This is a genomic window from Streptomyces sp. CB02009 (assembly GCF_001905825.1).
Taxonomy (GTDB): domain Bacteria; phylum Actinomycetota; class Actinomycetes; order Streptomycetales; family Streptomycetaceae; genus Streptomyces.
The window spans coordinates 313,641-334,504 of sequence record NZ_LIVV01000003.1 but is presented as its reverse complement, the minus strand read 5'-3'; the positions used below and the strand labels follow the sequence as shown (position 1 = coordinate 334,504).

Below are 20,864 nucleotides of genomic sequence, written 5' to 3'. Positions count from 1 at the left end.
GGCCGGCGACTAGGGGTTGGCGGTCGGGGTGAGGGCGGCCCGGTGCTGGTAGAGGAGGACCTGTGCCGGTTCCGGGGGTTCGTCGGCGGGGAAGAAGCGGGCCAGCTCGTGCCGGCCGCTGATGCGCAACTTCCGGTACGAGTGGGTGAGATGGGACTCGACGTTCCGCAGGCTCACCTGGAGCAGCCGCGCGATGTCACGGTTGCTCATGCCGCGGGCGGCCAGTTCGGAGACCTGCCGCTCCGTGGGGGTGAGCAGCGACTCCGTCGAGTCCTTGCGCGGGTCGGGGCGGCCGCCCGCGTCCCGCAGCTCCCGCTGCACCGCCTCGACCAGGCCTTCGGCGCCCAGCGAGATGCCGACCTCGTTGGCGCGGTGGAGCAGTTCGCGGGACCGGCGGGGCGTGCCGCTCTGCCGGTGGGCGCGCCCGGCCGCGTACAGGGCGTGGGCGAACAGCAGGGGCGCCGGGCTGGGTTCGAGGAGTTCCACGGCCCGGTCCGCGAGCCGCAGTGCCTCGCGGCCCGAGGTCGCCGCCGCCTCGGCGACCAGCGCCCGGCCCAGCGCGAAGGGGGCGGCCCAGCGGTGGGCGAGCACGGTCTCCTCCTGGGCGGCACGGCGGGCCGCGGCCACGTTGCGCCGGGCCAGCTGGAGGCCCGCGCGGGTGGAACGCCAGGGCAGGACCGCCGGGTTGACGATGCCACGGCGGCCCAGCTCCTCCTCGCAGTGGGCCAGCAGCACCAGACCGCGCCGCGCCTCGCCGAGCCGGCCGAGGGCCCGTCCGGCGCTGTGCAGCAGGTGCAGCCGCCACCAGGTGACCGGCCGGTCGCCGGGGAGCGGCGGGGCGGCGTCGAGGAGGGCCCCCGCCGCGGCGACGTCGTCCCGTTCCAGGGCGACGTCGATGAGCACGCTGAGGGCGAGCGGCCCCACGTGGAACCGGCCGGCGCGGATCCGGGTGAGCAGGTCGAGCGCCTCGCGGGCGTCGTCCTCGGCCCGGGCCAGCTGCCCGCGGTGCAGCTGCACCAGTCCGCGGACGGCCAGCGCCTCGGCGATCCGGGTCGTGCTGCCGTCGGTGCGGGCGAGTCCGACCTCGGTGTCGATGTGCCGCCGGGCCTCCTCCGCGTCGCCCGCCCACAGTTGGGCGAGCAGCGCCTGGTACCAGCGGGCGGAGCCGTACGGGGCGCGGGGCACGGACAGCAGCCGGTCGGCGATCCGCCGCGCCGCGGCCGCCGAGTCGCCGGCGGCCGTACGCAGGAGCAGCACCCGCAACAGCCGGTCCTCCTCGCCGGGGTGACGCCCGTGGCGGGAGGGGTGACCCGCGTCGCCGGGCGTGCCGCCGCCTTCGGGGCTCCCCGCCCCGTGGGCACCGGACCCGTGGGCGCCCGGCCCGTGGGCGTCGGACCCATGGGCGCCCGCCCCGTGGGCGTCGGACCCGTGGGCACCGGACCCGTGGGCGCCGGCCTCGGGGCGGCCGCCGTCGTGGAACCGTACCTGCGCCATCGCCTCGCGCAGTCGGGCCGCGGAGGTCGGGTCGAGGGTGCCCGCCGTCTCCCGCCGGGCCTCCTCTAGGACCTCCAGCGCTCCGGCGGTGTCGTCCAGGCGCAGCCGGAGATCGGAGAGCAGCAGCGCGTGCCGGAACCTTTCGGCGGGCGCGGTGACGGTGGAGGTGTGCGCGGTCAGGGCGCGTGCCGCGGCGGGCAGGTCGAGGCCGCTGAGGGCCTGGATCCGCAGGGTCTCCGCCCGGTCCTCGTGCCCCTCGGGCACACCGTGCAGGACGGCCTTCTCGACCAGCCGGCGGGCGCCCGCCGGGTCGTGCTCGACCACGCCCTGGGCGACCTCCATGAGGAGTTGCGCCATCCAGGGTTCGTCCAGGCGGTGGGAGCGCAGCAGATGGGCGGCGACGTCCTCGCCCGGATCGCCGCGGTGCCGCATCCTGCGGGCGGCGAGCCGGTGCAGTTCGGCGCGCTCGGCGCACGGGATGTCCTGGTAGAGCAGCCCCGCGAGGAGGGGGTGGCGGAACTTCATGTCATGGGGACAGAGCAGTCCGGATTCCGTGAGTCTGCTGATACATCGACACGCGTCCTCGGTGGGGAGGCCGCAGAGGTCCGCGAGCAGGGCGGCGTCCACCGGACCGCAGAGGATACTCGCGGCGCGGGCGATCTCCAGGCCGTACGGGTCGATGCGCCGCAGCATGCACAGGATGCGCTCCTTGACGGCCTGGAGCCCCAGCCGCTCGTCCGGCGGGCCGCCCGGCGTCCGGCCGGGGCGCGCCTCGGCGGAGTCCGCGGGACGAGTGAGGTGCCGGGGACCCGTGGGGTGCCCGGGAGAAGTGGCGTACCCCGGAGACGCCGGGTGACCGGAACGCCCCGGCAGACCCGGCAGACCCGGCATCCCAGGTAGCCCCGGCAGACCTGGCAGACCTGGGAGCCCCGTCGGCCCCCCGAGGTGGCCCGTGCCGGCGGGGAGGAGGGGACCGGAGCGGCCCGTCGGGCCCGTCCGTATCTGCTCGGTCAGCAGGTACGGGTTCCCGCCGGTGCCTGCGACCAGCGCGTCCACGGCCTCGTGACCGTGGCCGTGGCCGCAGAGCGACGTGGCCAGATCGAGCGCCGCGCTCGGGCTGAGGTCGCTCAGATGGATGTGGCGGTCGGGGCGCAGCCCCTCCATGAACTCGACCAGAAGGTGCTGGTCGCTGGCCGGTTCGCCGCAGCGTTTGGTGGCCAGCAGGACGACGGGGAGGTTCTCCAGGCGGCGGCTCAGGAAGCCCAGCCACAGCAGCGACGGGCAGTCGACGTGCTGGACGCTGTCGACGGTCAGCAGGATCGGGGTGCGCCGGGCGGCCCGCCCGACGCTCGCGCACAGCTCCGCGAGGAGCGGGTAGTCGGGCTCGGCCCGGCCGTCGCCGTGCGGTGCGCCGTAGGCGGCGAAGGTGCGGTCCCAGCCGTCCGCGGTCTCCGGCAGCGTCCCGAGCAGCTGGTGCACGACCCCGAGGGGGAAACGCTGCTCGGCCGGGGAGGCGGTGGCGGAGAGGACGGTCATGCCCCGGTCGCGGGCCGTCTCCTCGGCCCAGCGCAGCAGCGAGGTCTTGCCGGTGCCGATGATGCCCTCCACGAGGGCGACGGCGCCCGCACCCGCTCTCGCGGCGTCCAGTATCTCGGTGATGGTCTTCGATTCCTCGCTCCTGCCGAACAGCTCCTTGGGCACCGCCCCACACCTCCCTGCCGAACAGTGGAATGACTCGGACGAGATCGCCACTTCGGCAGGGGGAGGCCTTGCGGAAAAGCTGTGGAGCCGGCGCCGTCAAGGCCCTTTTCAGGTCATGGCCCGAACCGTCGCCGTCGTGCTGGAAATGCCTTCTTCAGACGACGTGGAGACCGGTCGAACTCCTCCACGCCGATCCCCCGAACACCGGTGAACGGCCCACACCTCCGAGGATCCCGACGCTAACACGGGGGCCGCGATATTTGTACAGCGGAGCTCACCGCACGGATTCCGAACGTATTCCTTCGGCCATTGCTTCGGTGGCCCCGTATTGAGGTGAATGGGGACCGCACGGGTACGGTCGGCACCGATGTGGGGCGGTGACCAGTGAACAGCCCGAAAAGCGGTTGCCCCGATCCGTGAGTTCACCACCGGCCAATTGGCGTGAATCTGATGGAGGGAGCGGTACCGCGTGTCCGCGATCAGCGAGGAGCTCCGCACCGAACAGTTCGTCATGTCCCTGCGCGGAGTCGTGCCGTACGTGTACGAGCAGGCGTGGCAGTCCGTCCTGGACGGAACGCCCCTGCCCCGCACCGCGCTCCACCGCGGGCCGGACGGCCTGCTGCGCCGCACGCTGCGGCCCGAGGCCCGCTTCCGACTGCAGATCGTGGACTGGCGGGCCACCCGGGCCGAGGTGCAGGACACCCGGCTCGCCGAACGCCTCGCCGGGGAGTCCGCCACCGGACTCCCCCTCGACCGGGCCCCGCTGATGTGCGCCACGCTCATCCGGCGCTCCGACCGCGACTGGACCTTCGCCTGGCGGTACGCCCGCGCGCTGATGGACCGGCGTGCGGGGCTCCGGATCCTGGAGGAGGCGGCCGAGGCGTACGCGGTCCTGCTGCGCGGCGGCATCCCGCGCGGGGCGGCGGTCGCGGCGCTACCAGGCGTGGCGCTACCGGGCGGGGCGTCAGCGGGCGCGGCGTCAGCGGGCGCGGGACAACCGGGCCCTGCTTCACCTGGTCCTGTTCCGCCTGGTCCTGCTTCACCTGGTGCCACTTCACCCGGCCCTGTCGCGCCGGGCGGTCCGCTCCCCCGCGTACGGCCCCGGGGACCGGTGGCCCGATGAGCGGCGACACGTCGGTGCGGCTGTTCTGCCTCCCCTTCGAGGGCGCCTCGGCGGGGGTCTACCTGCCCTGGGCCGAGGCCCTCGGGACCTCGGTGGTCGTCACCCCCGTCGAACTGCCCGGCCGCGGCCGCCATCCGCGCCGCCGCCCCTGCGGCCGGCTCGAACCGCTGCTCGCCGAGATCCTGCCGTACGTGGCCCGCATGCGTGACCGCCCCTTCGCCCTCTACGGGCACGGCTTCGGCGCCCTCCTCGCGTACGAGATCGCCGCCCGCCTGGAGTGGCAGTACGACGCGGTGGCCGAGCGGCTGTACGTCTCCGGGGCCGGCGTCCCGTACCGGCCGGCCCCGGAGCACGCCGTCTCCCAGCTGCCCGACGCCGAGCTGCTGCGCCGGCTCGGGCGGCGGGGCCGGATCCCCCCGGGCGCCCTGGACCCGTCGCGGGCGCCCCGGGTACTGCCCGCGCTCCGTGCCGACCTCGCCGTCCTGGAGGCGTACCGGCGCGACCCCCGCCATGTCGTGCACTGCCCGGTCACCGCCATGGGCGGCAGCGAGGACCGGAGTGTCGGCGGGGCCGATCTGGCCGCGTGGCGCCGGTGCACCCGGCGGTCCCTGCGGGTGGACACGGTCCCCGGCGGCCACTACTTCCCGCTGACCGCCCGGTGGGAGCTGCTCGACACCTTCAGCCGGGACCTGATGCGCCCGCGGGTCCGCGCGTCGCGCGCCGCAGGCGGCGGACCTTCCCGCGTACCGGCCGGTTCCCGTCCGTACGATCCGGCGGTCGGTCCCGGAACCGGCAACAAGAGTTGTCCGGTGTCCCCGGCGTCCCCATCCTGGCCGGCGGAGGTGACCGTATGACACCCACGCATGGCACCGGAGGCCTCGCCGGTGACGCCCTCGGCGCCGCGGACGTACCCGCGGGCGACCCGGGAGCCGAGTACGACGCGGAGGACCGCGCGGAGGACCGGTCGGAGGACCGCGCGGAGGACCGGGCGGAGGACCGCGCGGAGGACCGGGCGGAGGACCGCGCCGAGCACCCCGCCGAGCAGGAGGCCGAACTGCACGCCGACTTCCTGGCCGAGGCGGCCCACTGGCTGCACGGGCTGCTCGGTCCCGCGGACCGGGCCACGGCGGCCGTCCGCCGGATCCTCGACGTCGGCAGCGGCCCGGGCGTGGCCTCCCGCGCCCTCGCCGAGGCCTTCCCGCAGGCCCGGGTGCTCGCCGTGGACCGGTCGGCCGCACTGCTCGCCCGGGCCGAGGCCCGGGCCGCCGAGCACGGGCTGGCCGACCGGATCACCACGCAGCAGGCGGAACGACCCGAGGAGTTCGCCCGGTCGGGTCCCGTCGACCTGATCTGGACCGGGAACGTCTGCCGCCACCTCGGCGACCAGCAGGCCGCCCTGCGCAGCCTGGCCTCCGCGCTGCGGCCCGGCGGGCTGCTCGCCGTCGCCGAGCGGGGCCTCCCGCCGCGCTTCCTGCCCCGGGACATCGGCATCGGCCGCCCCGGGCTCCAGGCGCGCCTGGACGCCGCCGTCGAGGAGCAGGTCACCGCCCGGCGGTCCCGGCTCCCCGGCGCCACCTCCGTCGTCGAGGACTGGCCCTGCCTGCTGGCCTCGGCGGGACTCGTGCCCGCCGGGACCCGTACGTTCCTCATCGAGTTCCCGGCCCCGCTCGACGTACCGGTGCGCCGGCATCTCCACACCCGGCTGCACGGGCTGCTCGCCGACGTCGGTGAGCGCCTCGACCTGGTGGACCGGCTCACCGTGGAGCAGCTCCTCGACGGGGACGCCTGCACCGGTGTCCTCTGGCGTCCCGACGCCTTCTATCTGACCGCCGTGACGGTGCACACCGCGCGGTTGTGCCGGCCCCTCGAATCCGCCTGAATCCGGCCGGGGAATTTGTCACCTTGGCGAAAAGCGGACACGAAAAGGAAAGGCGAACGAATTAACTAAGGAGATTAGCAGTCCAGCGGTTCCCGTAATGCCCCCGAAGCGCGCGCCGCTCGCCCTCGGGGGCTTCGGCATGCACGGAATCCATACTCCTGCCCGTCACCCGTAGGGACTCCCCCTCCGCAGATTCTTCGGTCAGCCCTACGGTCCCACCGTATTGAGGCCCCCACCCCCGCGCTCCTACGTTCCTTCCCAGAACAGCCGCTTCGGAAAGGGACCGGTCGGGCGGCGCCCGGTGACGGACGGAGGACGCGTGAGGATACGGATTCTTGGCCCGCTGCACGCCGAGACGGACGGAGTTCCGGTCGTCCCGAGTGCGGCGAAGACGCGACAGGTCCTCGCGCTCCTCGCGCTCCACCCCGGCCGGCCCGTCCCGGTGGCCGTCCTCAAGGAGGAACTCTGGGGCCCGCTGCCCCCGAGCAGCGCGCACAGCACCCTGCAGACCTACATCCTGCGGCTGCGCCGGGCACTGGCGGCGGCCCTCGGCGGCCCGTACGGGCCGGAGGGCCCCACCGGGGCGGCAGGGGCCGGGGCGGTCGAGCCGGCGGGGGTCGCGGTCGGGAAGGCCGGGGCAGCCGGGCCGACGGGGATCGCGGTCGGGAAGGCCGGGGCGACCGGTCCGGCCCGGGCCCGGGATCTGCTGGCCACGGGTCACGACGGCTACCTCCTGCGGATCGCCGAGGAGAACGTCGACGCCTTCGCCTTCCAGCGCGCCGCGCAGGCCGGGCACACCGCCTTCGCCGACGGCGACAGCGCCCGCGCCGCCCGGTTGCTCCGCGAGGCCCTCGCCCTGTGGACGGGACCGGCCCTGGTGGACGTACGGGCCGGGGCCGCGCTGCGGATCCACGCGGCGCGCCTGGAGGAGAGCCGGCTGCTCGCGACCGAACGCCGGCTCGACGCCGAACTGCGCCTCGGTCTGCACGGCGAACTCCTCGCCGAACTCGTCGAGCTGACCCGCCTCCACCCCGCCAACGAACGGCTGCACGCCCAGGCGATGGTGGCGTTCTACCGCGCCGGCCGGCAGTCCGAGGCCCTCCAGCTCTACCGCGGTCTCAGACGCCGACTCGTCGAGGAGCTGGGTCTCGAGCCCGCCCCGCAGCTCCAGCGGCTGCACCAGGCGATGCTCTCGGTCGATCCGCGCCTGGACACCCCGGCCCACGGCGGCCGTCCGACACCGACCTTCGACCTCTACGCGGCCTGACGCCCCGGCCCCGGGCCCACCGCGACTCCCGGCCCCCGACCCCCCACCCACCACCACCTCGACCCCACCGCACGAGACACCCGAGAGAGGCGACACAGTGACGGACCAGCACCAGGACCAGGCGCAGGCCCCGGCGCAGGACGAGGCGCAGGACGAGGCCCAGCAGAACCAGGTACCCACCCTCTACGAATGGATCGGCGGCACCGAGGCGCTGGAGCGGCTCACCGAGGCGTTCTACGCCCGTGTCCGCAAGGACGAGGTCCTCGCCCCGCTCTTCGCGCACATGGACGACGACCACCCCCAGCACGTCGCGACCTTCCTCGGCGAGGTGCTCGGCGGGCCGACGCACTACACCGAGCAGCACGGCGGCTACCCCCACATGGTCTCCCGCCACCGGGGCCGGGCCATCAAGCCCGAGCAGCGGGCCCGCTGGGTGGAGCTGATGCTGACGGCGATGGACGAGGTCGGGCTGCCCGAGGACGCCGAGTTCCGCTCCGCCTTCGTCGGCTACATCGAGTTCGGCTCGCGCCGCGCGATGGCCAACTCCCAGCCGGACGTCGGCCCCACCCGTCGCACCACCATCAAGAAGTGGGGCTGGGGCGAGGGCGTACCCGGTGAGGAGTGATCCACCGGCCGACCGGCCCCCGCCGCGTCCCGGTATCGGCAACAAATGTTGTCCGTCCGCGGAGCCCGGTTCCAGCATGGGCGTCACTGGTGATCACCACGATCCGGCGGACCGCCGAGGCCGGCAGACCGGCGCGCACCCGCCCTGATCCGTACGCCCGAACCGTCAGAACGAGGAGTCCGCTCATGCGTTTGGCCACCCCCGGGGCTGTGCGACGCGTCCCCCCGCGCCCCGCCGCCACCCCGCGCCCGACCACCGTCCCGCAGGTCGCCCCGACCTCGCGCGTCGCCCAGACCCCGCACCCCGCCGCCGCCACGCAGCCGGAAGGCGGTCACCGATGAGCCTCCGGACCGAATCCCAGGAAGCCACCGCCCCGAAGGCCAACGGCAGGCTGCCGCTCGCCGTCTACCTGCTCGCGTTCAGCCTGTTCGCGATGGGCAGCGCCGAGTTCCTGCTCGCCGGTGTCCTCCCGGACATCGCCGACGACCTCGACATCTCGCTGTCGTCCGCGGGTGCCCTCATCTCGGCCTTCGCCATCGGTGTCGTGATCGGCGGCCCGCCGCTGGCGGTGCTGACCCTGCGCTGGCCGCGCCGTACGACCCTGGTGATCTCGCAGGCCGTGTTCGCCGCCGGGGTGGCCGTCGGCCTGCTGACCGACGACTTCACGGTGCTGCTCGTCACCCGCTTCCTGATCGGCCTGGCGTACGCCGGGTTCTGGGCGGTCGCCGCGGTCACCGCGATCTCCCTCGTCACCCCCGACCGCACCGCCCGGGCCTCCGGCGTGGTGGTCAGCGGCCTCAGCATCGCGATGGTCGCGGGCGGCCCGGCCGGCGCCTTCCTCAGCCACTTCACCGGCTGGCAGGGCGGCTTCTGGGCGGTGGTCGCGCTGACCGTGCTGAGCGCGATCGCCACGATCGTCGCCGTGCCCGCCACCAAGGCGGCGCAGGAGCCCAGCGTGAAGCGCGAGCTGCGGACGATGCGGCAGCCGCAGCTGTGGGTGGTGTACGCCGCGACCCTGCTCAGCACCGCCGCGTACATGATCTCGTACAACTACCTCGCGGCCTTCCTCACGGACGTCACCGGTGTCGACTCCGTGTGGGTGCCCGCCATCCTCGTCCTCTTCGGCATCGGAGCCTTCATCGGCCTCTCGATCGGCGGCCGGATCGCCGACGGACGCCCCCACCACGCCCTGCTCATCGGGGCCGGCGGCATCCTCGTCTGCTCCGTGCTGCTCGCGCTCCTCGCCGACTACGCCGTGGCCGTCGTCCCCCTGGTCCTGCTCCTGGGCGTCGCCGGCTTCGTCCTCAACCCTGCCGTCTACGGGCGGGTGTTCACCGTGGCCTCGGGCGCGCCGACGCTCGCCGGTGCCACCGCCGTCTCCATGTTCCAGCTCGGCATCAGCGTGGTCCCCGTCCTCGCGGGCGTGGCGCTCGGCGCAGGTGCCGGTCTCACCTCGATCCCGTGGCTGGGCGCGGGACTCGCCGTGCTCACCATCCCGGTCGTCCTGGTCGAGCGCGCGATGGCCCGCAACCGGGCCGCCCGCGAGGCCGGATCCGCGCACGCCGCGGCGAACCCGGACGCGCCCGTCGCCACGAACGCCCCGGCGGTCGTAGACAACTGATGTGACGTCATGACACACCACCACCGGTAGCCGCGGAGAGCTCCTCCCCCGGGGGCTCTCCGCCGGCTCCCCCACAGGGAGGACCTCATGGACAACGAGCTGGGCTACGAACTCGGCACCTGGGTCGTGTCACAGATCCAGAGCCCCGACCGCCCCACGCAGTCGACCTTCTCGCTGCTCGGCAGGGAGTGGGACCTGCTGCCCGAGGTGTTCCCGCCCTATACGGACCCCGGCCCCGGCCTGTTCGCCTCCTGGGTGCCGTACGAGCGGGGCGACCGCTTCCTCGAACTGGGCTGCGGCGCCGGTGTCGCCGCGGTGCTGGCGGCGCAGCACGGGGCCGCGCGGGTGCTCGCCACCGACATCAATCCGGCCGCCGTGGAGAACGCCCGGCGGAACGCCGAACGGCACGGGGTGAGCGACCGGTTCACCGCGCTGACCAGCGACCTCTTCGACGCCCTCGACCCCGAGGAGCAGCTCGACACGGTGTTCTGGAACACCCCGTTCATCGAGGCGCCCGCCGACCGCCCGTACGCGGGGCACATCGAGCGCGCGGTGTTCGACCCCGGGTACGGGCTGGTGAACCGGTTCTTCCGCGACGTGGTGCGCCATCTGGCCGCCGACGGCCGCGTCTACCTGGGCACCAGCGAGGCCATGGGCAACCCGTTCAAGATGCTGCGCGCCGCCGACGAGGCCGGGTTCGAGGGCAAGCGGATCCGCACCGAGTCCGTCGAGCTGCCCGCCGCCGAGTTCGGCGACTCCCCGGCGGTCAGGGCGCACACCGACGAGCGCGGCATCGTCCACATGGACTTCACCCTCTACGAGTTCCGGCTCCGCTGACCGCTTCGCTCAGCGCGCGCACTCCGCGCAGCCTTCACGGCCCGCCCAGCCCGCCCACCGGGGCTGACCGGCACCGAGGCCCCACTCGCACCACTCGCACCAGCAGTTCCGACGCAATCGACCCACCCACACCCATCGGGGCGACCTGACAGCGCCCCGGGAGATTGGACATTGATGAACGCCAACAGGAACGCAGACGCGGACGGTACCGGCTACGACATCGTCATCGCCGGCAACGGAGTCCTGGGACTGTCGCTCGCCTGGGTCCTGGCGCGCCGCGGACAGCGCGTCGCCGTCCTCGGCCAACCCCACCGGCCCTGGGCGGGATCGGCCGCGGCCGGCGCCATGCTCGGCTGTTTCGGCGAGGTCACCACCTCGCTGCTGGCCACCGAGCACGGTCGCCACAAGCTCGAACTCGGCATCAGGGCGACCGAGTTGTGGGGTCCGTGGCTGGAGGAGCTGGAGGAGCAGACGGAGGGCGCGCCGGTCAGGACCGCGCAGGGCACCACCGTCGTCCTCAACACCATCGGCACCGCCGAGATCGACGACGCCAACTACAACGCCATCCGCGCCGAGCTCACCCGCTACGAAGAGCCCTTCGAGGACGTGGAGCCCTCCGACCTCGACTGGGTGGACGCCGAGCCCATCTCCCGCCCGCTGAAGGCCTTCCACATACCGGGCGAGCACGCGGTCAACGCCGCCGCCCTCCTGGAGCGGCTCGAAGCGGCCGCCGTCCGGGCCGGTGCCACGCTCGTCCCCGAGTTCGCCACCCGCGTCGAGTACCGCGGCGAGCGGGTCACCGGCGTCGTCCTCGCCTCCGGCCGCACGATCTCCGCCGACCACGTCACCCTGGCCGCCGGGGCCCGCACCCAGGAACTCCTCGACAGCCTGCCCGTCGGCCCCCGCATCCCCCGGCTGGTCAGCGGTTACGGAGTCTCCTCGCTGATCAGGACCCAGGACGGCACGAGCCCGGACAGCGTCATCCGCACGCCGAACCGCTCCTTCGCGTGCGGCCTGCACGTGGTGCCCCGCGGCGACGGCCACGTCTACGTCGGCGCCACCAACGTCATCGCCGTCGAGCCCCGCGACACCCCCGAGATGCGCGACCTGGTCTTCCTGCTGCAGTGCGCCCACCGCCAGGTCCGCCGCAACCTCTGGAACAGCGAGGTCACCAAGGTCCAGGTCGGCAACCGGCCCGTGTCCATGGACGGCTTCCCGCTGCTGGGCGACGGCGGCATGCAGGGCCTGACCATCATGACCGGCACCTACCGCGACGGACTGCACCTGTCGCCGCTGCTCGCCCAGGACTTCGCGGCCCGCATCCTCGGCGAGGAGCCGCAGGCCGACCTGGACCGCTTCACCCCGCTGCGGCAGCCGTACCGGACCGGGACCCGCGAGGAGATCGTCGACCTCCTCATCGACCACCAGATGGGCATCGGGTACGAGCAGGACTGGACGATCCCGGTCGAGTGGCACCAGTGGATCGAGATGGACCTGCGCCCGGCCACCCTCGCCTGGGCCGACGAGCTCGACCCCGAGTTCACCCCTCCGGCCGAGCTGCTCTTCGCCTCCCGCTTCGACCCCGAGCTGGTCAGCCTGCTGCGCAAGTACTACGCGACCTGCCGCGAGCACCGCTGACCACCGGCGCGATCCCGCACCCGTCCACCGTGATCGGTCCCACCCGAAAGGACACCCCATGGCTGTCGAGAACATCGACCCGCCCAGCCTCACCAAGCCGTACGGCTGGCACCAGCTGGCCGTCGGCACCGGAAGCCGCGTCATCTTCCTGAGCGGCCAGACCCCGCGCACCGCGGACGGCGAGCCGGTCGGCACCGGCGACCTGGCGGCGCAGACCGAGCAGGTCTACCTGAACATCGCCGCCGGTCTGGAGGCGGCCGGCGCGAGCTTCGAGGACGTCGTGAAGCTGACGATCTACGCGAAGGACTGGTCGCTCGACAAGTGGGAGGCGGTCACCGCGGGCGCCGAGCGCGCGGCCGCCCGGATCGGTGCCGACGTCGTGAAGCCGACCACCCTGGTCGGGGTGGCCACCCTCGCCGAGCCCGACTTCCTCATCGAGATCGAGGCCACGGCGGTCGCCGAGTAGCCGGCCACCGCGCCCCGTCCCCCGCGGGGCGCGGCGGTACGGCAGGACGCAGGCACGGATCAGGGCCCCGCCGGTCACGGCGGGGCCCTGATCCGCGTGCGGGGAGCGGCCGGGGCGCGGGGGCCGGCCGGGGCCGGGGCCCGGGCCCCGGGGATCCGCACGCGGGGCCCCGGGGCCCGGGCCTCAGGACAGCGTGCGCCCCTTGGCCAGGAGGTCCTCGATCACCGTCGCCACGGTCTCCGGCGAGGGCAGCGCAGGATGCCGGCTGACCGTTCCCGTCGTCGGGTCGAAACCGTCGTGCCACTCCGGCTCGTTGACGAGGCCGCCGTCCTCGCGGATCCGTGCGATGTTCCGCTGCACGGCCGCCTTGTGCCACATCTTCGCGCCCATCACCGGGAAGTGGACCACCGGGTAGTCCACCGACAGGGCGACCGTGAGCAGCCGGTTCGGCGCGGCGCCGGCGGCCGCGGAGGCGAGGGTGTGGGCGGTGGCCGGCAGCACCGCGAGGATGTCGTGGTCGGCGGCGAGCCGGGAGGGCTTGTCGGTCGGCCAGTCCGCCGGGGATTCTCCGCTCACCACCCTCTCGGCGAAGAGCGCGACGCTCTCCGGGGAAATGAACGAGGTCGCGGTGTGCGTCAGCAGAACGGTGAACGTGCTGCCCTCGATCTGCCGGCGCATCGCCTCGACATACGCCGGCAGCCGGGTCACGGCGATGGATCCCGTGGCACCGATGAGTATGCGTTTCCCGGTCGGTTCCGGGGAGTTTCGAATTCCCATGAGCCGATGATGTCGCCGCCGTCCCGCCGCAGGTCAAGGGGATCGACGGGGCGGTCCAGAGCGGGTCCTGGGCCGGTCCAGTAGAAGTCCAGCGGTCCCGAAATCCTTCGGTCGTCCCTACGGTCCCACCGTATTGAGGCCGTTTGCCCCCGCTGCATAACGTCGGCTCTCGCAAGGGAATTCGAAGGCCCGGCAGCGTATCCGAAGAACCGGGCCCGGCATCCGAAAGCCCGGCAGGGCATCCGAGGAAAAGGGACGGACGACGATGGAGGATCTCTTCGCAAGGCTGCGCGGCGGTGCCGGTCACCCCCGCCTGGACGAGGACCGGCTCCTCGAGCTCAAGCCGCGGCCGGAGCACCGGCACGAACCCTTCCCGCTGACCGACATCCAGCAGGCGTATCTGATCGGCCGCCACAAGGGGCTCGAACTGGGCGGCATCTCCAGCCAGTACTACCTGGAGTTCGACTGTCCCGCCCTCGACCCCGCCCGGCTCGCCGAGGCCCTGCGCACCGTGATCGCCCGCCATGAGGCCCTGCGCACGGTGGCCGGCACCGACCAGACCCAGCGCGTCGTCCCCGCGGCCGAGGTGGCCCCGTACCCCCTCCCCGTCACGGACCTGCGCGGCCGGCCCGCATCCGAACGGACCGCGGAGCTGGACCGCATACGTGCCGAACTCACCGACCAGGTCATGCCGTTGGACCGCACCTCGCTCCTCGACGTCCGGGCCACCCGGCTCGACGACGACCGGCTGCGCCTCCATGTCGCCGTGGACCTGCTGTTCCTCGACATGCGCGGGCTGTACCGGCTCATGGACGAGTGGCGCCGATGTTACGACGACCCGGCGTGGCGGCCCGAACCGCCGGAGGTCTCGTTCCGCGACTACGTCCTCGCCCGGGAGGAGCTGCGCGGGGACGCCCTGGGCCGGGAGTCCGCCGCGTACTGGGCGGACCGCCTGGACAGCCTGCCGGGCGCGCCCGAACTGCCCCTGGCCGCCGCGCCGGAGCAGCTCGGCACCCCCCACTTCGTACGGCACCGGGCACGGCTCTCCCCGGAGCGCTGGGCGGCCCTGCGGGCGGCGGCCGAGCGGCACGGCGTGACCGCGTCCGGCATGCTGCTCGCCGCCTACGCCGAGGTCCTGCGCACCTGGTCGCGGCGCCAGGAGTTCACCCTCACCGTCACCCAGTTCCACCGGCTCGGCCTGCACCCGCGGGTCGAGGACGTCATCGGGAACTTCCTCGACCCGAGCCTGCTCGCCGTCGGCGGCCGGCCCGAGGAGAGCTTCGTCCGGCGGGCCCGCGACCTGGAGCAGCGCCTGCTGGAGGACCTGGCGCACCCGCACGGCGGCATCCGGGTGCTGCGCGACCTGGCCCGCCGCCGGGACGACGGCCGGGCGTCGCTGCCCGTGGTCTTCTCCAGCACCCTCGGGGCCGGGGCCGGCGGGAGCGGCGCGCCCGGCGCCGGCCGCCTGGAGTCCTTCGGGCCGCTGGTCCACGACCACAGCCGTACGCCGCAGGTGTGGCTGGAGAACCAGATCCTGGAGCTCGACGGCACGCTGTCGGTCAACTGGAACGCCGTCGAGGGCCTGTTCCCCGCCGGCACCCTGGAGGCCATGTTCGCGGCGTACACCACGCTGCTCGACCGCCTCGTCGACGAGCCCGCGCTCTGGGACGCCACCCGCGGCATCGTGCCGCTGCCGGCGGCGGAGGCCGAGGAGCGCGCCCTGGCCAACGCCACCGACCAGGACATCCCGGCCGCGCTCCTGCACGAGCTGGTCGCCGAGGCGGCCCTGCGCAGCCCCGACGCGCCCGCGGTGATCACGCCCGGCACCGAGACCACGTACCGGCAGCTCACCGAGTCCGCCCACCGGATCGCCCACCGGCTGCTCCGCACCCCCGGCGCGACCCCGAACGAGATCGTCGCCGTGTCGATGCGGCCCGGTGCCGCCCAGTTCGCCGCGCTGCTCGGCGTCCTGCACACCGGCGCCGCCTACGTGGCCGTCGACCCCGAACTGCCGGAGGAGCGGCGGCTGAAGCTGCTGGCCCGCTGCTCGGTGCGGGCGGTGGTGACCGACCCCGAACTGCGCGCGTCGCTCCCCTGGCCGGACGGCGTGACCGTGCTGACCCCCGAGGACCCGGAGACCCTGGCCTCCCCGGCGTGGTCGCCGGGGCGCCGCCAGGGGCCCGACGACCTCGCGTACGTCATCTTCACCTCGGGCTCCACCGGTGAGCCCAAAGGCGTGATGATCACCCATCGCAGCGCCGCCAACACCGTCCAGGACATCAACCGCCGCTTCGGCGTCGGCCCGGACGACCGCACCCTGGCCCTCGCCCCGGCCGGCTTCGACCTGTCCGTGTACGACCTCTTCGGCGTGCTCGGCGCCGGCGGCACCGTCGTCGTCCCGGACCCCGCGCGCGGCAACGACCTCGCCCACTGGTCCCAGCTCGTCGGGCGCTACGGGGTGACCATCTGGAACAGCGTGCCCGCGCCCATGCGGATGTGGATCGACGCCCTCGGCGACGGTCCGGTGCCCCGCGGCTGCCGGCTCCGCCTCGCCCTGCTCAGCGGCGACTGGATCCCGGTCGACCTGCCGGCCCGGATCCGCGAGAAGCTCCCGGCGATGCGGGTGATCAGCCTCGGCGGCGCCACGGAGGGCTCCATCTGGTCGATCCACCACCCCGTCGAGGACGTCCGGCCGGAGTGGTCGAGCATCCCGTACGGCAAGCCGCTCGCCAACCAGACCATGCACGTCCTCAACCAGTGGCAGGAGCCGTCGCCCGTCGGGGTCACCGGCGAGATCCACATCGGCGGCACCGGCGTGGCCCAGGGCTACCTCGGCGACCCCGAGCGCACCGCCGAACGCTTCCCGGTCCACCCGGTCACCGGGGAGCGGATCTACCGGACCGGCGACCTCGGCCGCTACCTGCCCGGCGGCGACATCGAGATCCTCGGCCGCGAGGACTTCCAGGTGAAGATCAACGGCTATCGCGTCGAGCTCGGCGAGATCGAGGCCGCGCTGCTGCGCCGGCCCGAGGTGCGCACCGCCCTCGTCACCGCGCCCGCCCACGCCCGTACCGGACAGCGGCAGATCGCGGCGTACGTGGTGCCGGAGGCGGGCGCCGTGCCCGACCCTGCCGAGCTGCGCGAGGCGCTCGCCGCCGCCCTGCCCGGCTACATGGTGCCCAGCCGCTTCCTCACCCTGGAGACCCTGCCGCTGACCACCAACGGGAAGATCGACCACAAGGCGCTGCCCACGCCGTGGAACGACGAGGCCGAGACCTCCGGGTCCCGGGTCGCCCCGCGCGGCCGGATCGAGGAGCGGCTCTTCGCGCTCTGGTCGCAGCAGCTCGGCCACGGCGACTTCGGTGTCGAGGAGGGCTTCTTCGACATCGGCGGCGACTCGCTGCACGCGGTCGGTCTGCTCACGGTGCTGCGCGCCGAGTTCGGCATCGAGGCGGACATGGAGCAGGAGATGGTCGAGGGCCTCTTCATGAACGCGTCGATCTCGTCCTTCGCCGAACTGATCGCCCCGGCGGCGGAGTCGGCGGCCGCAGCCCTCGAACAGCCCGTCGGACCCGAGGGGTCCGAGGAGTCAGAGGAGTCCGCGGCATGACCACGACGCCTGGTCCGGCCCAGGACCCCGCCGTGGCCGAGTGGGACCACGTCGTCGTCGGCGGCGGCTCCGCCGGCGCGCTCGTCGCCGCGCGGCTGGCCGCCCGCGACTCCGGCTCCGTCCTGCTCCTGGAGGCCGGGCCCGACCAGCCGGTCCCCCGCGACCGCGCCCATCCGCTGGCCGACGCCGGCCGGCTCGTCCTCGCCGGGTTCAACTGGGACTACCGGGCCAACCTCCGCAGCAGCGGCCGCCTGGAGGACCTGCTCAAGGGCGGCGACGGCACCGGGACCCCGGCCCGCGCCCTCTGGGAGCGCTTCCCCTACCAGCTCGGCAAGGTCGTCGGCGGCGGCTCCGCCGTCAACGGCGCCATCGCCCTGCGCGGGCTGCCCCGCGACTTCGCCGCCTGGGCGGCGCAGGGCAACCCCGACTGGTCCTGGGAGAAGGTGCTCCCGTTCTACCGGGCCGTCGAGAACGACGCCGACTACCGCGACCGCCCGGCGCACGGCGACAGCGGCCCGCTCCCGATCCGCCGGACCCCGCGCGAACGGGTCCACCCCCTGGACGCCGCCTTCTGGGAGGAGTGCAACCGCCAGGGCGTCACCGACCTCCCCGACCTCAACTCCGGTGAGGAGGCCGGCATCGGCCCGATCCCCGGCAACACGGTCGACGGCGAGCGCATCGACGCCGCCACCGCCTTCCTCACCGACGCCCGCGACCGGCCCCGGCTCCACGTCCGTCCCGGCGTACGGGTCACCCGGGTGCTGTTCGACCCGAAGGACCGGAACCGTGCCGTCGGCGTGGAGACCGAGCGGGACGGGCGGCTCGACACCGTCCGCGCCCGGCACGTGATCCTCGCCGCCGGAGCCGTCGGCACCCCCGTGATCCTCCAGCGCTCCGGCGTCGGCGACGCGGCCCTGCTCGGCGTCCTCGGCATCGACCCGGTCGCCGACCTGCCCGGCGTGGGCCGCGACCTGGTCGACCACCCGTCCGTCGTCATCTGGTCCCGGCCGGCCGACGGCGTGTGTACGCCGGGCCTGCCCTGGCGCCAGGTGGCGGCCCGCATGAGCAGCGGCTTCGACGACGACGTCGACGTCCAGATGGGGCTCCTCAACAACGTGGAGAGCCACACCATCCCCGGCTTCGTCGACCGGCTCGGCTGGCCCCTGGTCGTCGGCATGTCCGTGATGCTGCTGCGCCCCCGCTCCCGCGGCCGGGTCTTCCTCGACAGCGCCGACCCGCTCGCCTCCCCCGTCATCGAACTCGGCCTCGGGACCGACCCCGAGGACATCGACCGGCTCTGCCACGGCGTCCGCAGGGCCTGGGGCTTCCTCCGCTCCCCCGGCCTGTCCGCCCGGCTGACGCGGACGCAGTTCTGGAGCGACCGGATGGTCGCCAACGACGGCGTCCTGCGCAGCGGGGTCCGGCACATCATGAACCCCGGCTGGCACGCGGCCGGTTCGTGCCGGATGGGCCCGGACTCCGACCCGTACGCCGTCGCCGACCAGGAGGGCCGGGTGCACGGCACCGAGAACCTGCGGATCGCCGACGCCTCGCTCTTCCCCGTCATCCCCAGCGCCCCCACCAATCTGACCACCCTGATGCTGGCCGAGAAGCTGGCCCGGAGCATGAAGGAATGACCGTGCACCCTGTCACGAGCCCTCCGGTGCGGCTCTACTGCTTCCCCCACGCCGGGGCGACCTCGCAGGTCTACCGCGGCTGGCAGAACCTCGGCGAGCCGCGGCTGCGGATCCGGGGCGTGGACGCGCCCGGCCGCGGCGCGCGCCGCCAGGAGCGCAAGGCCGTCAACTACCACGGTCTCGTACGGGCCATGGCCGAGCAGGTGGCGGCCGATCTGCTCGCCGAGCGCGAGCGGTCCCCCGGGCTGCGCTGGGCGACGTTCGGGCACAGCTTCGGCGCCACGATGAGCCTCGCGGTGGCCGAGCACGTCGCCCGGCAGACCGGTCTGGCGCCGGTGCGCTCGGTGCTCTCGGGGGCGGTGCCGCCGGCGCTCCAGCGGCCGGGGGCCCTGCTCGCCGCCGTCCCCGACGACGAGCTCCTCGCCCGCACGGCGGCCGACGGCGGGACTCCGGCCGCGGTGCTCGCCGAACCGACGATGAGCCGGATCCTGCTGCGGATGCTCCGCGAGGACGACTGCGTACGGGCGGAGTTCGCCCGGGAGGCGGCGGGCCTGCGGGTGGACTTCCCGCTCACCCTGATCGCGGCGCGCGAGGACGTGCACGCCCCGCCGGAGCGGGTGTGGCCGTGGTCGGCGCACAGCACCGCCCCGGTCCGCCGGGTGGAGATCGAGGGCGGCCACTTCGCCGCGGTCCAGCACCCGAAGGAGACGCTGGCGGTCATCGGCGACGGCACGGACACCGGAACCGACAGCGACACCGACACCGACACCGGGAGGGGCTGAGCCATGGCGCGGAGCGCGAACGGACCACGGCCGGGACACGGGCCGGAGCACGAGCAGTTCCGGGAGACCTGCCGGGAGTTCCTCCAGCGCGAGGTCGTGCCGCACCACGCCCGCTGGGAGCAGGAGGGCATCGTCGACCGCTCGGTGTGGCGGGCGGCGGGCCGGGCCGGACTCCTCGGCATCGGCGTCGACCCGGCGTACGGCGGAGGCGGCGAGCCCGACTACCGCTATCCGGCGGTGTTCCAGCGGGAGATCATGTGGGCCCGGGCGACCGCGCCCGGCTTCGTGGCGCACAACGACGTCATCGCCACGTACCTCGCCGAGCGGACCACCGAGGACCAGCGCAAACGCTGGCTGCCCGGACTGTGCGCGGGCGAGCTGATCGCGGCCATCGCCATGAGCGAGCCGGACGCCGGTTCCAACGTCGCCGACATCCGTACGACCGCGGTACGGGACGGGGACGCGTACGTCCTCAACGGGCAGAAGACCTTCATCACCAACGGCGAGAACGCCGACGTCGTCGTGGTCGCGGCGAAGACCGCCCCCGACCGCGGCGCCCAGGGCATCAGCCTGCTGGTGGTGGAGCGCGGCACGCCCGGTCTGACCCGCGGGCGGCGCATGGAGAAGCTCGGCTGGCACGCCAGCGACACCTGCGAGCTGTTCTTCGACGACTGCCGGGTTCCGGCCGAGAACCTGATCGGCAAGGAGAACGCCGGCCTCGCCTACATGATGGCGGGCCTGCCCCGGGAGCGGCTCAGCATCGCGACCGTGGCGGTGGGAGCGGCCGAACGGATGCTCGCCGACACGCTCGCGTACGCGAAGACCCGCGAGGCCTTCGGACAGCCGATCGGCACCTTCCAGCACAACCGCTTCCAACTCGCCACGATGGACACGGAACTGACGATCGCCCAGGTTTTCCTCGACCACTGCGTCACGGAACTCGACGCGGGCCGCCTGTCGGTGACGGACGCCGCGAAGGTGAAGTGGTGGACGACCGAACTCCAGGTGGACATCGCCAACCGGTGCCTCCAGATCCACGGCGGTTTCGGCTACCTCAAGGAGAGCGCGATCTCCCGCGAGTGGGCCAACAGCCGGGTGCAGACCATCTACGGCGGGACGACGGAGGTGATGAAGGAACTGATCGGCCGCTCGCTGGGCCTCTGACGCGGCCCCCTGACGCGAGGCCTCCTGGCCCAGGCCCTCTGACGCAGGACCTCTGACGCAGGACCCGCCCCGTCCGTCGCGCGCCCCACCCCCCGGCGCGCGACGGACGGGGCGCGCGCGTGCCACGGACGCGGCGCACACGTGCCACGGACGGGCCGCACGCCGGCGGGCGCCGGGATCGGCCTCGCATCCGTCCGAAAACAGCACCTCTCTTTGCAAATTGCGGAACGAGTGCATGTAATG

At 73.8% G+C, this 20,864-nt stretch carries 16 protein-coding genes; 14 read left to right on the top strand and 2 right to left on the bottom strand.

Translation table 11 applies throughout. The annotated features are described in order from the left end of the window. Window positions 1-9: 9 nt before the first annotated feature. Window positions 10-3,195 carry a helix-turn-helix transcriptional regulator gene (locus AMK27_RS44165; protein ID WP_073906499.1) on the bottom strand — a complete coding sequence of 1,062 codons (3,186 nt, stop codon included), beginning with the start codon at window positions 3,193-3,195 and terminating at the stop codon, window positions 10-12. 469 nt (window positions 3,196-3,664) lie between these two features. On the opposite strand from AMK27_RS44165, the gene AMK27_RS14265 reads away from it, so the two are divergent. The 10 genes from AMK27_RS14265 (at window position 3,665) to AMK27_RS14220 (ending at window position 12,651) form a co-directional block, all read left to right on the top strand. After that, window positions 3,665-4,318 (top strand): hypothetical protein, encoded by a 654-nt coding sequence (locus AMK27_RS14265; RefSeq protein WP_073906497.1) that lies wholly within the window; start codon window positions 3,665-3,667, stop codon window positions 4,316-4,318. Beyond that, the gene (locus tag AMK27_RS14260; protein WP_073906495.1) at window positions 4,315-5,172 is read left to right on the top strand and encodes a thioesterase II family protein; all 858 of its coding nucleotides are present in this window, start codon (window positions 4,315-4,317) and stop codon (window positions 5,170-5,172) included. Before AMK27_RS14265 ends, AMK27_RS14260 begins: the two co-directional genes overlap by 4 nt. Then, window positions 5,169-6,197, top strand: a complete 1,029-nt coding sequence (locus AMK27_RS14255) for a class I SAM-dependent methyltransferase (RefSeq protein ID WP_073906493.1) — start codon at window positions 5,169-5,171, stop codon at window positions 6,195-6,197. Before AMK27_RS14260 ends, AMK27_RS14255 begins: the two co-directional genes overlap by 4 nt. Before the next feature lie 319 nt (window positions 6,198-6,516). Next, window positions 6,517-7,464 carry an AfsR/SARP family transcriptional regulator gene (locus AMK27_RS43645; RefSeq protein WP_143204853.1) on the top strand — a complete coding sequence of 316 codons (948 nt, stop codon included), beginning with the start codon at window positions 6,517-6,519 and terminating at the stop codon, window positions 7,462-7,464. Window positions 7,465-7,561: 97 nt separating this feature from the next. Continuing rightward, on the top strand, window positions 7,562-8,089 hold the full coding sequence (locus AMK27_RS14240; protein WP_079188431.1) for a group II truncated hemoglobin: 528 nt from the start codon (window positions 7,562-7,564) through the stop codon (window positions 8,087-8,089). Window positions 8,090-8,274: 185 nt separating this feature from the next. Next, window positions 8,275-8,430 (top strand): hypothetical protein, encoded by a 156-nt coding sequence (locus tag AMK27_RS42695; RefSeq protein WP_158076920.1) that lies wholly within the window; start codon window positions 8,275-8,277, stop codon window positions 8,428-8,430. After that, the gene (locus AMK27_RS14235; RefSeq protein WP_079188430.1) at window positions 8,427-9,710 is read left to right on the top strand and encodes a Cmx/CmrA family chloramphenicol efflux MFS transporter; all 1,284 of its coding nucleotides are present in this window, start codon (window positions 8,427-8,429) and stop codon (window positions 9,708-9,710) included. Before AMK27_RS42695 ends, AMK27_RS14235 begins: the two co-directional genes overlap by 4 nt. An 87-nt stretch (window positions 9,711-9,797) precedes the next feature. Continuing rightward, window positions 9,798-10,547, top strand: a complete 750-nt coding sequence (locus tag AMK27_RS14230; RefSeq protein ID WP_073906491.1) for a methyltransferase — start codon at window positions 9,798-9,800, stop codon at window positions 10,545-10,547. 174 nt (window positions 10,548-10,721) lie between these two features. Beyond that, on the top strand, window positions 10,722-12,185 hold the full coding sequence (locus AMK27_RS14225; RefSeq protein WP_073906489.1) for an NAD(P)/FAD-dependent oxidoreductase: 1,464 nt from the start codon (window positions 10,722-10,724) through the stop codon (window positions 12,183-12,185). 58 nt (window positions 12,186-12,243) lie between these two features. Next, window positions 12,244-12,651: a RidA family protein gene (locus AMK27_RS14220; RefSeq protein WP_073906487.1), complete on the top strand. Its 408-nt coding sequence runs from the start codon at window positions 12,244-12,246 to the stop codon at window positions 12,649-12,651. 183 nt (window positions 12,652-12,834) lie between these two features. Here AMK27_RS14220 and AMK27_RS14215 read toward each other — a convergent pair whose 3' ends face one another. After that, window positions 12,835-13,428, bottom strand: a complete 594-nt coding sequence (locus AMK27_RS14215; RefSeq protein ID WP_107425565.1) for a flavoprotein — start codon at window positions 13,426-13,428, stop codon at window positions 12,835-12,837. A 265-nt stretch (window positions 13,429-13,693) separates the two neighbouring features. On the opposite strand from AMK27_RS14215, the gene AMK27_RS14210 reads away from it, so the two are divergent. The 4 genes from AMK27_RS14210 to AMK27_RS14195 are packed head-to-tail and all read left to right on the top strand — an operon-like array spanning window position 13,694 to window position 20,621. Beyond that, a complete protein-coding gene (locus AMK27_RS14210; RefSeq protein ID WP_079188429.1) occupies window positions 13,694-17,038 on the top strand; it encodes a non-ribosomal peptide synthetase in 3,345 nt (1,114 codons plus the stop codon). Next, window positions 17,035-18,675, top strand: a complete 1,641-nt coding sequence (locus AMK27_RS14205; protein WP_073906485.1) for a GMC family oxidoreductase — start codon at window positions 17,035-17,037, stop codon at window positions 18,673-18,675. The genes AMK27_RS14210 and AMK27_RS14205 overlap by 4 nt, the downstream gene beginning before the upstream one ends. Then, window positions 18,672-19,457 (top strand): thioesterase II family protein, encoded by a 786-nt coding sequence (locus AMK27_RS14200; RefSeq protein WP_241847493.1) that lies wholly within the window; start codon window positions 18,672-18,674, stop codon window positions 19,455-19,457. The genes AMK27_RS14205 and AMK27_RS14200 overlap by 4 nt, the downstream gene beginning before the upstream one ends. 3 nt (window positions 19,458-19,460) lie before the next feature. Next, entirely contained in the window at window positions 19,461-20,621 is a 1,161-nt protein-coding gene (locus AMK27_RS14195) for an acyl-CoA dehydrogenase family protein (RefSeq protein WP_073906481.1), read from the top strand. Window positions 20,622-20,864 lie beyond the last annotated feature (243 nt).

Bases quoted from the DNA above. Each gene is read 5' to 3' on its own strand.
- AMK27_RS14200 (WP_241847493.1), top strand. From the start codon at position 18,672: ATGACCGTGCACCCTGTCACGAGCCCTCCGGTGCGGCTCTACTGCTTC.
- AMK27_RS14225 (WP_073906489.1), top strand. From the start codon at position 10,722: ATGAACGCCAACAGGAACGCAGACGCGGACGGTACCGGCTACGACATC.
- AMK27_RS42695 (WP_158076920.1), top strand. From the start codon at position 8,275: ATGCGTTTGGCCACCCCCGGGGCTGTGCGACGCGTCCCCCCGCGCCCC.
- AMK27_RS14205 (WP_073906485.1), top strand. From the start codon at position 17,035: ATGACCACGACGCCTGGTCCGGCCCAGGACCCCGCCGTGGCCGAGTGG.
- AMK27_RS14230 (WP_073906491.1), top strand. From the start codon at position 9,798: ATGGACAACGAGCTGGGCTACGAACTCGGCACCTGGGTCGTGTCACAG.
- AMK27_RS14255 (WP_073906493.1), top strand. From the start codon at position 5,169: ATGACACCCACGCATGGCACCGGAGGCCTCGCCGGTGACGCCCTCGGC.
- AMK27_RS14260 (WP_073906495.1), top strand. From the start codon at position 4,315: ATGAGCGGCGACACGTCGGTGCGGCTGTTCTGCCTCCCCTTCGAGGGC.
- AMK27_RS14210 (WP_079188429.1), top strand. From the start codon at position 13,694: ATGGAGGATCTCTTCGCAAGGCTGCGCGGCGGTGCCGGTCACCCCCGC.
- AMK27_RS14235 (WP_079188430.1), top strand. From the start codon at position 8,427: ATGAGCCTCCGGACCGAATCCCAGGAAGCCACCGCCCCGAAGGCCAAC.
- AMK27_RS14220 (WP_073906487.1), top strand. From the start codon at position 12,244: ATGGCTGTCGAGAACATCGACCCGCCCAGCCTCACCAAGCCGTACGGC.
- AMK27_RS14215 (WP_107425565.1), bottom strand. From the start codon at position 13,428: ATGGGAATTCGAAACTCCCCGGAACCGACCGGGAAACGCATACTCATC.
- AMK27_RS14195 (WP_073906481.1), top strand. From the start codon at position 19,461: ATGGCGCGGAGCGCGAACGGACCACGGCCGGGACACGGGCCGGAGCAC.